This is a genomic window from Paenibacillus agaridevorans (genome assembly GCF_018604145.1).
GTDB classification, from domain to species: Bacteria; Bacillota; Bacilli; order Paenibacillales; family Paenibacillaceae; genus Pristimantibacillus; species Pristimantibacillus agaridevorans.
On record NZ_CP075889.1, the window covers coordinates 7,270,082 to 7,284,079 of the forward strand.

Consider the following 13,998-nt stretch of genomic DNA (forward strand, 5'->3'; position numbering starts at 1 on the left):
CTTACGATGTATGTTTCCTTCGGAAACATTGTAGGTGCTCACATAGCGCTGCTATGCTCCGCTCCTCATTTTCTACCTGCCTTCAATCTTCTCGGTGCTGGAAACCGAACTTTTTGAACACGATATTAACACAAGATTACAATAGATCTTCTTACGCTCGGATACGAAGTCCGGGCGTAGGCCCTTACCACGCTCCGGACCGATTCGGGGCAAATGAAGGCGGGTGAAACCTAATGGCAACAAACATGCGCGATATTAAACGCGAGATCAAGAGCAAGCAGAACATGAAGCAGATCACGAAGGCGATGGAGATGGTCGCAGCCTCCAGGCTCAGAAGAGCTCAACAGGCAGCGCTGGCGTCCCGTCCTTACGCGGACAAGCTGAAGGAAGTCGTAGCCAGCATCGCGGCTGGTACGAAGGACGTCAAACACCCGATGCTGGAAACCCGCGAGATTAAGAAGACGGGCTATCTCGTTATCACCTCCGACCGTGGTCTGGCTGGCGGTTACAATGCGAATATCTTGCGTAAAGTGACTCAGACCATTCAACAAAAGCATAAATCCGCGGACGAATATGCATTGTTCGTCATCGGGCGCAAAGGCCGTGACTACTTCCGCCGCCGCAATATGCCAATCGTTGAAGAGGTAATCGGATTGGCGGATTCCCCGACGTTCGCCGACATCAAGTCGGTATCGTCGTCGGCCGTCAAGATGTTTGCGGACGGGTCGTATGACGAGCTTTACCTGTACTACAATAAATTCGTCAATGCGATCTCCCAGATTCCGACGGAAACGCGCTTGCTTCCTCTCGAGGAAATTAGCGAAGGTACGAAGGTATCGACCTACGAATACGAGCCGTCGCCGGAAGGCGTATTGGAAGTGCTTCTGCCGAAGTACGCCGAGACGTTGATCTACAGCGCCGTGCTTGACGGCAAAGCGTCCGAATTCGGCGCTCGTATGACTGCCATGGGCAGTGCGACGAAAAACGCGACGAAGATGATCAGCCAGCTGACGCTAACGTACAACCGAGCGCGTCAAGCGGCCATCACGCAAGAGATTTCCGAGATCGTTGCGGGAGCTAACGCACAATCTTAATAGATAATTTTGTATATACCGAAGGAAGCAGGAGGGAAAGCAATGAGAAAAGGACGCGTTGTATCCGTCATGGGTCCGGTCGTCGACCTTGAGTTCGAACGCGGCAATCTGCCGGAGATTCTGAACGCGGTTAAGATCGACCAGAAAGCAACAAACGGCGGAGTCGACATTAACCTTACACTTGAAGTTGCCGTTCATCTTGGCGACAACATGGTTCGCGCGATCGCGATGAGCACGACGGACGGTTTGGTTCGCGGCATGGAAGCTGTCGATTCCGGCGCACCGATTACAATTCCGGTAGGCGCTCCGACGCTGGGTCGCGTATTTAACGTACTTGGCGAACCGATCGACGAAGCTGGCGATGTAACATCCGACGTCAATCTTCCGATCCACCGCGCAGCTCCAAAATTCGACGAATTGTCCACGCAAGCGGAAATTCTCGAGACGGGCATTAAAGTTATCGACTTGCTTGCTCCTTATACAAAAGGCGGCAAGATCGGCTTGTTCGGCGGCGCCGGCGTAGGCAAGACGGTAACGATCCAAGAGCTGATCAACAACATCGCGCAAGAGCACGGCGGTATCTCCGTATTCGCCGGCGTAGGCGAGCGGACGCGCGAAGGCAACGACTTGTACCACGAGATGAAAGACTCCGGCGTTCTCAGCAAGACGGCGATGGTATTCGGACAAATGAACGAGCCGCCAGGAGCGCGCGCGCGCGTTGCCTTGACGGGTCTGACAATGGCCGAGTTCTTCCGCGACGAAGAAGGCCGCGACGTTCTTCTGTTTGTCGACAACATCTTCCGCTTCACGCAAGCGGGCTCCGAGGTTTCGGCCCTTCTGGGACGTATGCCATCGGCGGTAGGTTACCAGCCAACGCTGGCAACCGAGATGGGTCAACTGCAAGAGCGTATCACATCGACTAAAAAAGGTTCCGTTACATCGATCCAAGCGATCTACGTTCCTGCGGACGATTACACGGATCCGGCTCCTGCTACGGCGTTTGCCCACTTGGACGCAACAACGAACCTGGAGCGTAAAATTTCCGAGATGGGGATCTTCCCTGCGGTTGATCCGCTGGCTTCCTCGTCCCGTATCCTGTCGCCTGAGATTCTGGGCGACGAGCACTACAACGTTGCTCAAGGCGTTAAGAGAATTCTTCAGCGCTATAAGGAGCTTCAAGATATTATCGCGATCCTCGGTATGGACGAGCTGAGCGAGGAAGACAAAATTACGGTTGGCCGCGCTCGCCGCATCCAATTGTTCTTGTCCCAGCCGTTCCACGTTGCCGAGCCATTTACAGGAAACAAAGGCATTTACGTTCCTGTTAATGAGTCTGTACGCAGCTTCAAGGAAATCCTTGAAGGCAAACATGATTCTCTGCCGGAAGAAGCGTTCCGTTATGTAGGTGTCATTGAAGACGCCGTGAAGAAAGCCGAAACGCTTTAATAGCGGCAGGCGGGAGGAGTCCATATGAGTACCTTTCTGGTAGAAATCGTGACGCCCGAGCGCAAAGTATACGAAGAAACCGCGAACATGGTAAGCGTGAAAGGAGTGGAAGGCGAGTTAGGCATACTGCCTAATCACATTCCGCTCGTTACCCCGCTTCGCATCGCGCCTGTTACAATCAAGCGCGGCGGCGTAGTTGATATCATTGCCGTGAACGGCGGTTTCATCGAAGTGCGCAAAGACAAAGTCGTCATCCTGGCGGAAAGCGCCGAGCTCGCGAGAGACATCGACGTGAGACGTGCCGAAGCCGCTAAGAAGCGCGCCGAGGAACGTTTGGCCAAGCGCGAAAAAATCGACTACCACCGGGCGGAATTGGCGCTGCAACGCGCGCTGAACCGTCTGAGCGTGGGCAGATAATACAGGATGGAATGAGAACGAAGCAGGGATTGACTCTGCTTCGTTCTTTTTTTGACCACAATTAGGCAATTCGATGCGAGACAGGCCCAAAACCTAACATAAATTTAGTTGCATATACCTAATTTGATTAAAACGATAAAATAAAATGACCAATAAAATCAAATATGATATTTTAAATATCAAAAATTTTAGAATTATAATTATTTTGAAGATATTTGTAATTGCCCGATATAAAGTTATCCAAATGTCGATTCTTGTATGTTAATATAGTTAACATCGAAAGAGAAACAGTGGATAAGGATCGGGGGAGTTGCGCATGTTTGACTGGCTTGGAGCAAAGACGGGATTCCCGCTGTGGATTTCGTGGCGACTGAACAAGGATATTAAAGAGGATGTCGAGCAAACGTTCGAAGGTTTCGCAGAGACTCGCAAGGAATTGCTCATGAACTGGGCAGAGGATGAATGGCGCCAGCTCGAGAGACTTGGAGCCTCCATTCAAGAGGTATGGCAAGGGGATATAACGCAGCTGCAAATCAATGAATCTCTGGACAAGGTAAACACGCAGCTTGAAGTCGCATTCGCCCGAGCGATCGATATGACGGAGATCTTCTTGTTGGACGCTGAGCGGAAGGTTGTTGCAACCACGTACAAAGCTCATCTGGGAACGGCATATGGGATAGACAGCCTGATCCATGCCGGACTGGCTTACAGCGCTCAGCCCGGCGGCGTGGCGAAAAATTGTTTGTTCGGGCCTTACCATGACGAGTTGACGAAGTCCATCGGACCGCGTTCGTCTTCCTTCCACGATGCGATGACGCTGCTGTTCATGCTGCCGATTACAAGCGGCGGCAAGCTGCTTGGCACTTTATGCGGCCGTGTGCCGAACGACGTCATCGGAGACTTGATTCAGCGGGAATCCGGCCATATCTATCCCGACTCCGGAGACAACTATCTGTTTATGGCGGAGCCAGGTCTGAACAAGCAGATCAAGCCCGGGACTGCGTTGTCGCGAAGCAGGTTCGAGGATCGAACTTTTACGCATGGGGAGAACTTGAAGGATGGTGTAACGACGGAATGGGGCACGGTAACCGTAAGAGAACATACCGAGCTGGAGCTTCTGTTCACCGATCCCGCGACCGGCGAGCTGCATCCAGGGGTATCGAACACGATCCGCAACGGCAGCAATCTATTCGTGGAGTTCCCCGGTTATTCAGACTATCGGCATATTCCCGTAATCGGCAAGGGTGTAACCTTCCAGCTCCCGCATTGTCCGGACAAGTGGGGGATGATGTGCGAAGGCGATCTGGAGGAAGTGTACCGGCTTCGAAGCATCGGGTGGAGGCAGCGCAGACTACATCTGTTCGCAACGGTAGCAGCCAGCTTGTTGACTGCGGCATTAATCGGGATGATCGCGAGCGCGGCCTCTCCTTGGATAATCGCGGCTGCGGCCGGAGGCTTCAATCTGTTGTTCGGTCTCATCGTGATCGGCGCATTCAAGCGCAAAGAGGAGAACCGCGTCGTGCATCATATGCGTTCATTAACGCGATTTATCCGGATGAATGCAGAGGGCAAGGGAGACCTGACCCAGCGGCTGCCGCTTCAAGGATTCGATAACGACGAGCTGAAGGATATCGCGAAATGGCTGAATAACATGATGGATTCTCTGGAAGGTATCATGCTGCAGGTGCGGCTCGCGGCCTCGGACGTTACGACAAGCCAACGGACGCTTCATGAATCCGCTGCGATTACGACAAGCTCGACCGGACGGGTTAGCAGCCAAGTCTCGAATATGATCGGCAGCATCCGGCTTCAGCTCAAGGACATCGACATGGCAAAGGAATCGGCCGACACGATGAGGGACACGCTCCTCCTCATGGAAGAGGAGGCCGGGCGCCAGATTAAGGTGGCACAGTCCGAGGTCGATCGGATCGGCGACAAGATGAAACATATCTCCGAGAAGGTCGGGGAGACGAACTCAACGATTCATACGTTCATGGATACGGTGCAGGAAATTCAGAATGTGCTGAAGGTAATTGAACAGATTTCGTCCCAGACGAATCTGCTTGCGCTGAACGCCTCCATCGAGGCAGCGAGGGTGGGAGAGCAAGGGCGGGGCTTCGCGGTCGTCGCGAACGAAATCCGGAAGCTGGCTACGATGACCAAAGAATCGACGGAAGAAGTCCACTCCATCACGCACAACATCTACGCCGAGGCGAAGAAGGCTTTCGCGTCCATGGAAGAAGGCACGAGGGTCGTCGAAGAGGGCAATCAGCTCGTGGCTGCGGCAATCGGCACCTTAAACGAGGTCGGAGGCAGGGATGCGCACAAGTCGGCAGTCGTTGAAGAAGTCGTACAGCTGCTGGAGAACATCGCGCTCGTCAGCCGCCAGAACCGGAAGGTGTCTGCCGAGGTGGAAGGGCGCGTGCAGGAGCTGATCGGCGAGATGAACAACGTGCAGCAAACCTCGCAGCACGTTGAATCCATTACGTCGCTGATGCATCAATTGGTCGGGCAGTTCAAGCTGACGGAAACGCGCGTTAGATAAGGGAATTCAGTTATATTCAGGAGATTTTAATGGAAAAGCCGCACGGTCGACGCAAACGCGTCTTCCGTGCGGCTTGTTTGCGTTCGCAGACGGCTGATTCTCGAGCAGAGGCAGATGATGCCCAAGATACATAGTTTTACCATGGATGAGTCATCCTAATAAGTAACACGACCGGAAGAAGGGAGGGGCCCGCCATGTTCGGGATGTATATGTCAAAAAAAGCCGGCAAGGACCAAAAGAAAGAACGGCGTTCGCCGAACGCGGACAAACACGTGAACGAACAAATGAAAGATTACGAGCACCAGCCCGTTGTTCCGGTACTGACCGAGCTGCTGGACAAGATCAAAAAGGAGATGGGCGAGAGCTCGGATCTGATCATACGAGGTTTGGACTTGACTGATCGTCAAGGCAAGGACGGGGACAAGGATATTGCGCTTGTCTATATTCAAGGACTAATTGAAGATGAACGATTGGACAAGTTCGTGATTCAAACGATTCAACAGGATCCCGAGCTCCCTTCTCAGTTAAAGCAGCTAAAGGAAAACGTTCGGCAGACGAATACGGACTCGCCCGAAGAGCCTGTTCTTAGCCGGATCAAGAGTCATCTCATCGCCCTCGGATTAATTGCGGAAATCAAGACGTTTAAGGATTTGTTTGAGAAGCTGTTTCTGGGATACGCCCTTATCTTTATTGACGGCTCCCCCTCCGGTATCGGCTGCAATGTTTACGGAGGACCCAAGCGCTCGGTAGAAGAGCCCAAGACAGAGATGATGATCCGCGGTCCGCGGGAAGGGTTTACGGAATCGCTTCGTGTAAATACGATATTGCTTCGTCGGAAGATTCGCAGTCCGAAGCTGTGGCTGGAGCAGATGAAGGTCGGCGAAATTACGCAGACTCCGGTCGCCATCATGTATATCAAGGGGCTGGCCGATGAAAGCGTGATCGAAGACCTCAAGCGTCGAATTAAGGATATTAAGAACGACGGCATTCTGGAATCCAGTTATATCGAAGAGATGATCACCGATCAGAAGTGGACTCCTTTCCCGACCATCATCAGCCATGAGCGGCCGGACGTCATAGCCAGCAATCTGCTGGACGGAAGAGTTGCTATTATCGTCGACGGAACGCCCTTCGTACTGGTGGTGCCGTCGACGCTGAACATGTTTTTTCAGGCTGCGGAGGACTATTATCAGAACTACCAGATGGCGACGTTTCTCCGCATGCTGCGTTTCTCCTCGTTCTTTATCGCCCTCCTCATGCCGTCGATCTATGTCGCCATTATCGGCTACCATCAAGAGATGATTCCGACCCAGCTGCTGCTTAAGCTGGCTGCACAGCGGGAGGGCGTGCCTTTCCCCGCCTATCTGGAAGCTTTCATCATGGAGCTGGTGTTCGAGATTTTGCGTGAAGCCGTGCTCCGAATGCCGAGCACCGCGGGCAGCGCAATCTCGATCGTCGGCGGTCTCGTTATCGGGCAATCGATCGTTGAAGCGGGCATCGTGTCATCGGCAGTCGTTATTGTGGTGGCATTTACGGCCATCTCCAGCTTCGTCGCGCCGATATACAGCTTGGGCATCGCGGCCAGACTGCTGCGTTTCTTACTGCTGATCGCGGCATCTACCCTTGGTTTCTATGGTATTGCGCTCGTCATGCTGCTCATTCTGCTGCACATGAGCAACTTAAGCTCCTTCGGCATTCCTTATCTGAAGCCGTTTGCTCCGTTCAACTGGAAGGACTTTAAGGATACGCTGCTTCGCGTACCGCTCTGGATGATGAAGGAACGTCCGCAGCAGATAGGTGACGGCGACCAAGTACGAGACAACTCCGCTGCCGAGCCGAGAAGGGAGCCGTCGCAATGAAGCGGAGACTTCCCCTGTGGGGAACGCTATGGTCGGGTATGGCGAAACGTCTGATCAAACGGCTTACGCTGACAGTAATTATCGCATCCGTCCTGATTCCGCTGGCAGGTTGCTGGGATATTCGTTACTTGGACAAGCTCGGCGTCGTCATCGCGCTTGGGGTAGATGATGATCCCGACGGCAAATTCCGCTACGAGTTGACGGTGCAGGTCGTTCTGCCGCAGAACGCGACATCGCGGGACGGGGGCGGGAACGGAAGTCCCGTCATGACATTGACGGAGAAGGGCGACACGGTGTTCGAGGCCATCCGCAAGATGTCGGCGAAGACTTCCCGCAGGCTGTTTTTCTCGCACACCCAGTTGCTGGTCATCCATGAATCCACGGCGAAGAAAGGCATCTTCCCGCTGATGGATTTGATCGATCGCAATGCGGATATTCGAACCGATATCAGCGTCGTTATCGCAAGGGGCGTTAAAGCGGCCAAGCTGCTGCAGATTCGAACTCAGATGGAATCGGTGCCGGCCAATCAGATCAAAGAGACGATTCTGGTGGATCAGAATGCGAAGGGGCAGTTGTACAGCGTTCTCGTCCGCGATATTACCCGAATCTCCAAATCGGAGGGGCAGCAGATTGCGGTGCCGGCAATCGGGGTGGAAGGTGACCCAGAGGCGGGCAGTACGAAGGAAATCGTCGACCGCATCAATCCAAAGGTGCTGCCCGAGCTTAAGACGATGGCGGTCTTTGACGGCGGCAGGTTGATCGGCTATTTGCCTCCGAAGCAGTCGCAGGGACTGACATGGTCGCTGAACAAGCTGCAGAACACGGTCTTGAAATTTCCGTGCGTAAACGGCAAGGGGCATTACATAATGGAAGTCATTCGCACGGGTACGAAAGTCAAGGCGGAGAAGCCCAAAGGCGAGAGCAAATGGCCGACGGTCAAGATGGAGATTCGGATGCAATCCAGCGTGCACGAAGTTACTTGTCCGGGCTTGTCCATTAACGATGAGCAAACGCTGCTCGCTCTGGAGGAGAAGCTCAACGCCGTAGTCGAACAGGAGATCAAATCGACAGTCGATTGGCTTATGGATCGCAAGCTCGACGCGTTGGGATGGGGAGAGCAAATCTACAGGGACCAACCCGCACTCTGGAAGCAGATGAAGTCTCGCTGGAAGACGATTTTTCCGCAAATCCAGTACGAAATTCATTGCATCAGCCATGTGGAATCCATGGGGGCAAGAACCGATGCCATATCGGAATGAGGTGAAGACATGCTGCATGTGCTCATCATAGTCGCTTGCGCGATCACCGTGACGATCTTTATCTGGAGGCGAAACCGGGACAAGGGGCAAGTCCGCGAGGCGAGCTGGGCGATCGTTATCCTGTGGGGAGCGGCCGCCCTGCAGATCGCCATTGCAAGGCATCTGCCGGTCAGTCTTCCGACGGATTGGATCTCGATGCTGCTGGAGCCGATTTACGTGCCGATCGTAGCGTGGTTAAAGGGGGGATAACAATGTCCATGAGGTCTGGCTTCGTCAATAACGAAATCACGTCCAGGCAGGTATCCAAGTTGTTATATTTATTTTCGGTGGGAAGCGCGGCGCTCATCGTGCCGACGGCGACGGTCACCATCGCCAAACAGGACGGCTGGATTTCCATGTTATTGATCGTACCGGTTCAATATGCCATCGTGCTCGTCTATCTAGCATTGATGAGACGCTTTCCCCGAATGACGATCGCGCAATATGCGGAGTTTATCGCCGGGAGATGGATCGGGAAGTCTATCGCTCTAACGTTCGTGTTTTTTTTCTTCATCCTGAGCACTTTGGTGCTGCGGAACATGGTCGACTTCATGAGCAAGACGGTGCTGCCGCAAACGCCGACCTGGTTTATCAGCGGAACATTTATGATCGTTATCCTGTACGGCGTGTTTCTCGGCATCGAGACGATCGCCCGCACGGGAGAAATTTTGTACATATGGAGTCTGTTCGTGCTAGTCATCATCACCCTGTCGCTCATGAACCAAGTTCATCTGGAATTTTTTGAGCCCGTGCTTGCAAACGGCTTGATCGCTCCGCTTAAGGGCATGTATCCCGTGCTGGGCTTCCCTTTGACGGAATGCGTCTTTTTGACGGCGATTCTGCCCATGGTTAAGGAGAGCGAGCGGGAGAAGCTGAACCGGGGAATTTTTGGAGCCGTCGCGGTGACGGGAGCGATCACGACGCTGATCGTTTTCCTGCTGATAGCCGTCATGGGATCGGGCGAGACAACCCGAAGCCCGTTTGCGGTATATGAGATGGCGAAGCTCATAAACATAGAAGAGATACTTGTTCGCGTCGAGATCCTGTTCGCCGTCGTCTGGATCGGCACCGTATTCGTAAAATTGTCGCTAAGCGTCTACGTTCTTTCGGTGTTGCTGGGGCAGGTGCTTGGGCTGCGTGCCTACCGTCCGCTCGTATTCCCGCTCTGCATGCTCATTGCTCCGCTCTCCTTGATCATCTACCGCAATGGCGTACATTCGACCAACTTCGCCATGAATGTATGGACCGTATACAGTGTCATGCAAGGGCTGCTCGTCCCTCTGCTGCTTCTGCTCGCGGCGCTGCTCATGCGCAAGCGAAGCCGCAAGGACGGCAGATTCCCTAGCAAGGAGCCGAACGCGTAGCGGCGCGAGCTAGCCCAACTCCGTCATAGGGTTGTTCAAAAAGTCCGCTTCCCATTACGAAGCAATTCTGGAAGCTTACTCGACATCGAATATTGAATTCAGCCGAACCTTCCGGTGCTCACGTAGCTTCCACTACGCTCCGCTCCTCAGGTTCTAGCTTCATCCAATCTTCTCGGTACTGAGAACCGAACTTTTTGAACTCTCTTTCATAGACGGTCGTGGAAGCATTTGTTATAATTGTGAGGAAAAATGGGCGGCAACTTTCCTGGCAAGTCGAACAGATCCCATACCATCCTGTGACGGAGGCGATCCTGTGGAGAATTACGTCAATCACTATGTTGTCGTCGCGATCTTCGTCGTGCTGGGCATTCTGCTCCCCGTCGTCGCATTGCTGCTGGGCAGAGCGCTCCGGCCGCATAAGCCGACGGAACCGAAGAGCTCCACGTACGAGAGCGGCAACGAACCCGTAGGCGAAGGTCAGGTTAGATTCAACATCCGGTATTATATGTTTGCGCTTATGTTTGTCATCTTTGATGTGGAAACCGTTTTCTTATATCCTTGGGCCGTTGCATACAATAAGCTCGGCCTTTTTGTTCTGATCGAAATGGTCATTTTCGCCGGCATGCTGCTCATTGGACTCCTATACGCATGGAAGAAGAGGGTGCTTAAATGGACTTGAGCCTGGAATCGATTAGTCTGGAAGAACGCAAGGAGCTGGAACGCAATGTATTCATGGGCACGCTGGAAAGCCTCAAGGCTTGGGCGCGCAGCAATTCGCTGTGGCCGATGACCTTCGGACTTGCCTGCTGCGCCATTGAAATGATGGGGACGGGAGCCTCTCATTACGATCTTGACCGATTCGGCGTCATGTTCCGCACGTCGCCGCGGCAGTCTGACGTCATGATCGTCTCGGGCACCGTGACCAAGAAGATGGGACCGCTGCTGCGCCGCCTGTACGACCAGATGCCGGAGCCCAAGTGGGTCATCGCGATGGGTTCCTGCGCGACCGCGGGAGGGCCCTACGTGAAGTCCTACGCCGTCATTAAGGGCGTGGACCAGATCGTCCCCGTCGACGTCTACATACCGGGCTGTCCGCCTAATCCGGCTGCGCTGATCTATGGCATCAACAAGCTGCAGGAGAAAATTCGCTACGAAGCCAAAACCGGGAAGCAGGTGACCGGCCGATGAGCGAGGAGGAGAAGAAGGAGCCCGAAGCCGCCGTCGATCCGGAGCGCGAGGCGAAGCTGAAGGCGGCCGCGGAGGCGCGCGCCGCTAGAGCGGCCGCCAAGGCGCAGGCGGAAGGAGGCACGTCCGCAGGAGGCGGGGAGGGCGATTCCCAGGCGGAGGTGCCCAAGCCGCCGTCGATCCGGCTGCCGGAGCTTGAGCTGCTGCAGGCAGTGGTGCGCAGAGAAGTGGCGGACGATGCGCTGGACGAGGCGTATCTAAACGAGCTAAACGACGACATGCCCACGCTTGTGATCAAGAGCGGGCATTGGCAGGCGGCGGCTCTGCTGCTCAAGGAGCATGACGAGCTGCGCTTCGATTATTTGCGCAATGTTACCGGCGTCGATTACGAGACGCATCTGGAAGTGGTCTATCATCTGTTATCCCTGGCAAGCAAACGGGTCGTTGCCGTTAAGATCCGAACGGATCGGGACGGAGCGTCGGTGCCTTCCGCAACGCCGGTATGGAGATCGGCGGAATGGAACGAGCGCGAAATCTATGACCTGCTGGGTATCGACTTCCCCGGCCATCCCGACATGAGGCGCATCATGATGCCGGACGACTGGGTGGGGCATCCGCTTCGCAAAGACTACGAACCACTGGATTCGGAGGTGTAGCCGCTACCATGATCCGCACAGAGGAACTGCTGCTTAACGTTGGACCCCAGCATCCCAGCACGCACGGCGTCTTCCGGATCGTAGTCAAACTGGATGGAGAAGTCATCACGGAAGCGACTCCGGTTATGGGTTATCTGCATAGAGGGACAGAGAAGCTCGCGGAAAATTTGAATTATACCCAGATTATTCCTTATACGGACCGGATGGATTACGTATCGGCGATGACCAACAACTATGTCCTCGTCCATACCGTCGAGAAAATGATGGGTCTCGAAGTGCCGCTTCGCGCGGAATTTCTCCGCCTGATCGTCATGGAACTGCAGCGGGTGGCCAGCCACCTCGTCTGGTGGGGCACCTACCTGCTCGACATCGGCGCGATGAGCCCGTTTCTGTACGCCTTCCGGGACCGCGAGATGATTATCAATTTGTTTAACGAGCTGTGCGGCGCGCGGCTAACCTACAATTACATGCGGGTAGGCGGCGTAAAGTGGGACGCACCGCCCGGCTGGATGGATAAGGTCGAAGCCTTTATCCCCTATATGGAGAAGAAGCTCGAGGAGTATGACAAGCTTGTGTCGGGCAACGAGATCTTCCTGGCGCGCATCCGAGGCGTAGGTCGATATGACGCGGATACGGCCATCAGCTACGGCTTGTCCGGCGCCAACCTGCGCTGCACGGGCGTGAAATGGGATCTTCGGAAGGAGGAGCCATACAGTCTGTACGACCGGTTCGAATTCGACGTGCCCGTCGGCGCGAGCGGCGACTGCTACGACCGTTACCGCATCAGGCTGGAGGAGATTCGGCAAAGCCTCCGCATTCTAAAGCAGGCGGTCGCGCAATTTCCGAAGGATGGCGAGACGATGGGCAAGGTGCCAAGAGCCATTCGTCCGCCCGCAGGAGAAGCTTATGTGCGCATCGAGTCGCCGCGGGGAGAGATCGGCTGCCATATCGTATCCAAAGGCAAGGCTGAGCCGTACCGGCTCAAATTCAGACGTCCCTCCTTCGTCAACCTGGGTATCCTGCCCAAGCTGCTGGTCGGAGAGACGATGACGAACCTCATTACGATTCTCGGCGGCATCGATATCGTGGTCGGGGAGGTGGATTGCTGATGGGGGGTTGGCTGAACGAAAGCATGACCTGGGGCAACGCGTTCTTGTTGTTCGTCTGGGCCGTCGTGTTTTTGCTCATTGTGCTTGGATTCGTCACGTATGCGATCTATTACGAGCGGAAGGTCATCGGCTGGATGCAGCTTCGCGTGGGACCCAACCGCGTGGGACCGCTGGGACTTCTGCAGACCGTCGCGGATATTCTAAAGTTGCTGATCAAGGAGGATACGATTCCCCGCAAAGCGGACCGGCTGCTCTTTATCCTGGCTCCCGCGCTCGCGTTCGTGCCGGCCTTCGCGGTGCTTGCGGTCATTCCGTATACGGAGAAGCTGTATTTTGCCGATCTCAACGTGGGACTGCTCTATTACGTGGCGCTGTCCGGCATTACGACGCTGGGGATGGTGCTGGGCGGATGGGCCTCCAACAACAAATATGCGCTTCTGGGCGGCATGCGCTCGGCGGCCCAGATGATCAGCTACGAGGTGCCGCTTGTTATCTCCGTCGTCGGGGTCGTTCTGCTGAGCGGCAGCCTGAACCTGAGGGCGATCGTCGCCGCGCAGGGAGATTGGTTCTGGCAGTGGAATTTTCTGCCCCAGATTATCGGCTTTGTGGTCTTCTATATCGCGGCCGTATCGGAGCTAAACCGGACGCCGTTCGACCTGCCGGAGGCGGAATCGGAGCTTGTGGCCGGCTATCACGTCGAATACAGCGGCTTCCGCTTCGCGTTTTTTATGCTTGCCGAATACGTCTACGTCTATGCCATCGCGGCACTGACTACGGTTTTATTTCTGGGAGGATGGCATCCTCCGGCGCCGTTTCTTGATTTCGTGCCAGGTATCGTCTGGTTCCTGCTCAAGTTCGTCGCCGTCGTCTTTTCGTTCTTCTGGATACGCGCCACCTTCCCGCGCGTGCGCATCGACCAATTGATGGGGCTGGGCTGGAAGGTGCTGCTGCCCGTCGCGCTGCTCAACGTGTTCCTGACGGCCCTGTACCTGGAGCTGTTCGTCAAATAACGATTGGAGGAATCG

The 13,998-nt window shown here is 54.7% G+C and carries 13 protein-coding genes; all 13 read left to right on the forward strand.

What is annotated here, in order from left to right; translation table 11 throughout:
* Positions 1–233: 233 nt before the first annotated feature.
* The 13 genes from atpG to nuoH all read left to right on the forward strand — a co-directional run bounded on the left by atpG (position 234) and on the right by nuoH (position 13,983).
* The gene (atpG, locus tag KJW29_RS29225) at positions 234–1,094 is read left to right on the forward strand and encodes an ATP synthase F1 subunit gamma (RefSeq protein ID WP_108994774.1); all 861 of its coding nucleotides are present in this window, start codon (positions 234–236) and stop codon (positions 1,092–1,094) included.
* A 42-nt stretch (positions 1,095–1,136) separates the two neighbouring features.
* The gene (atpD, locus tag KJW29_RS29230; RefSeq protein ID WP_187103277.1) at positions 1,137–2,540 is read left to right on the forward strand and encodes a F0F1 ATP synthase subunit beta; all 1,404 of its coding nucleotides are present in this window, start codon (positions 1,137–1,139) and stop codon (positions 2,538–2,540) included.
* A 24-nt stretch (positions 2,541–2,564) separates the two neighbouring features.
* The gene (locus tag KJW29_RS29235) at positions 2,565–2,957 is read left to right on the forward strand and encodes a F0F1 ATP synthase subunit epsilon (RefSeq protein ID WP_187103278.1); all 393 of its coding nucleotides are present in this window, start codon (positions 2,565–2,567) and stop codon (positions 2,955–2,957) included.
* Between the two features lie 316 nt (positions 2,958–3,273).
* On the forward strand, positions 3,274–5,502 hold the full coding sequence (locus KJW29_RS29240) for a methyl-accepting chemotaxis protein (protein ID WP_214627279.1): 2,229 nt from the start codon (positions 3,274–3,276) through the stop codon (positions 5,500–5,502).
* A gap of 194 nt (positions 5,503–5,696) precedes the next feature.
* Positions 5,697–7,361 (forward strand): spore germination protein, encoded by a 1,665-nt coding sequence (locus KJW29_RS29245; protein WP_214627280.1) that lies wholly within the window; start codon positions 5,697–5,699, stop codon positions 7,359–7,361.
* Positions 7,358–8,620 carry a Ger(x)C family spore germination protein gene (locus KJW29_RS29250; RefSeq protein ID WP_214627281.1) on the forward strand — a complete coding sequence of 421 codons (1,263 nt, stop codon included), beginning with the start codon at positions 7,358–7,360 and terminating at the stop codon, positions 8,618–8,620. Before KJW29_RS29245 ends, KJW29_RS29250 begins: the two co-directional genes overlap by 4 nt.
* Before the next feature lie 9 nt (positions 8,621–8,629).
* Positions 8,630–8,869, forward strand: coding sequence for a hypothetical protein (locus KJW29_RS29255; protein WP_187103282.1), 240 nt, complete (start codon positions 8,630–8,632; stop codon positions 8,867–8,869).
* Between the two features lie 2 nt (positions 8,870–8,871).
* On the forward strand, positions 8,872–10,023 hold the full coding sequence (locus KJW29_RS29260) for a GerAB/ArcD/ProY family transporter (RefSeq protein ID WP_214627282.1): 1,152 nt from the start codon (positions 8,872–8,874) through the stop codon (positions 10,021–10,023).
* A gap of 313 nt (positions 10,024–10,336) precedes the next feature.
* Positions 10,337–10,702, forward strand: coding sequence for an NADH-quinone oxidoreductase subunit A (locus tag KJW29_RS29265; protein ID WP_087569483.1), 366 nt, complete (start codon positions 10,337–10,339; stop codon positions 10,700–10,702).
* A complete protein-coding gene (locus KJW29_RS29270) occupies positions 10,693–11,211 on the forward strand; it encodes a NuoB/complex I 20 kDa subunit family protein (protein ID WP_087569482.1) in 519 nt (172 codons plus the stop codon). The genes KJW29_RS29265 and KJW29_RS29270 overlap by 10 nt, the downstream gene beginning before the upstream one ends.
* A complete protein-coding gene (locus tag KJW29_RS29275; protein ID WP_214627283.1) occupies positions 11,208–11,864 on the forward strand; it encodes an NADH-quinone oxidoreductase subunit C in 657 nt (218 codons plus the stop codon). The genes KJW29_RS29270 and KJW29_RS29275 overlap by 4 nt, the downstream gene beginning before the upstream one ends.
* Positions 11,865–11,872: 8 nt before the next feature.
* Complete coding sequence (locus tag KJW29_RS29280; RefSeq protein ID WP_087569480.1) at positions 11,873–12,973, forward strand: NADH-quinone oxidoreductase subunit D; 1,101 nt, start codon at positions 11,873–11,875, stop codon at positions 12,971–12,973.
* Positions 12,973–13,983, forward strand: coding sequence for an NADH-quinone oxidoreductase subunit NuoH (gene nuoH, locus KJW29_RS29285; protein ID WP_214627284.1), 1,011 nt, complete (start codon positions 12,973–12,975; stop codon positions 13,981–13,983). The genes KJW29_RS29280 and nuoH overlap by 1 nt, the downstream gene beginning before the upstream one ends.
* The last annotated feature ends 15 nt before the right edge of the window (positions 13,984–13,998 follow it).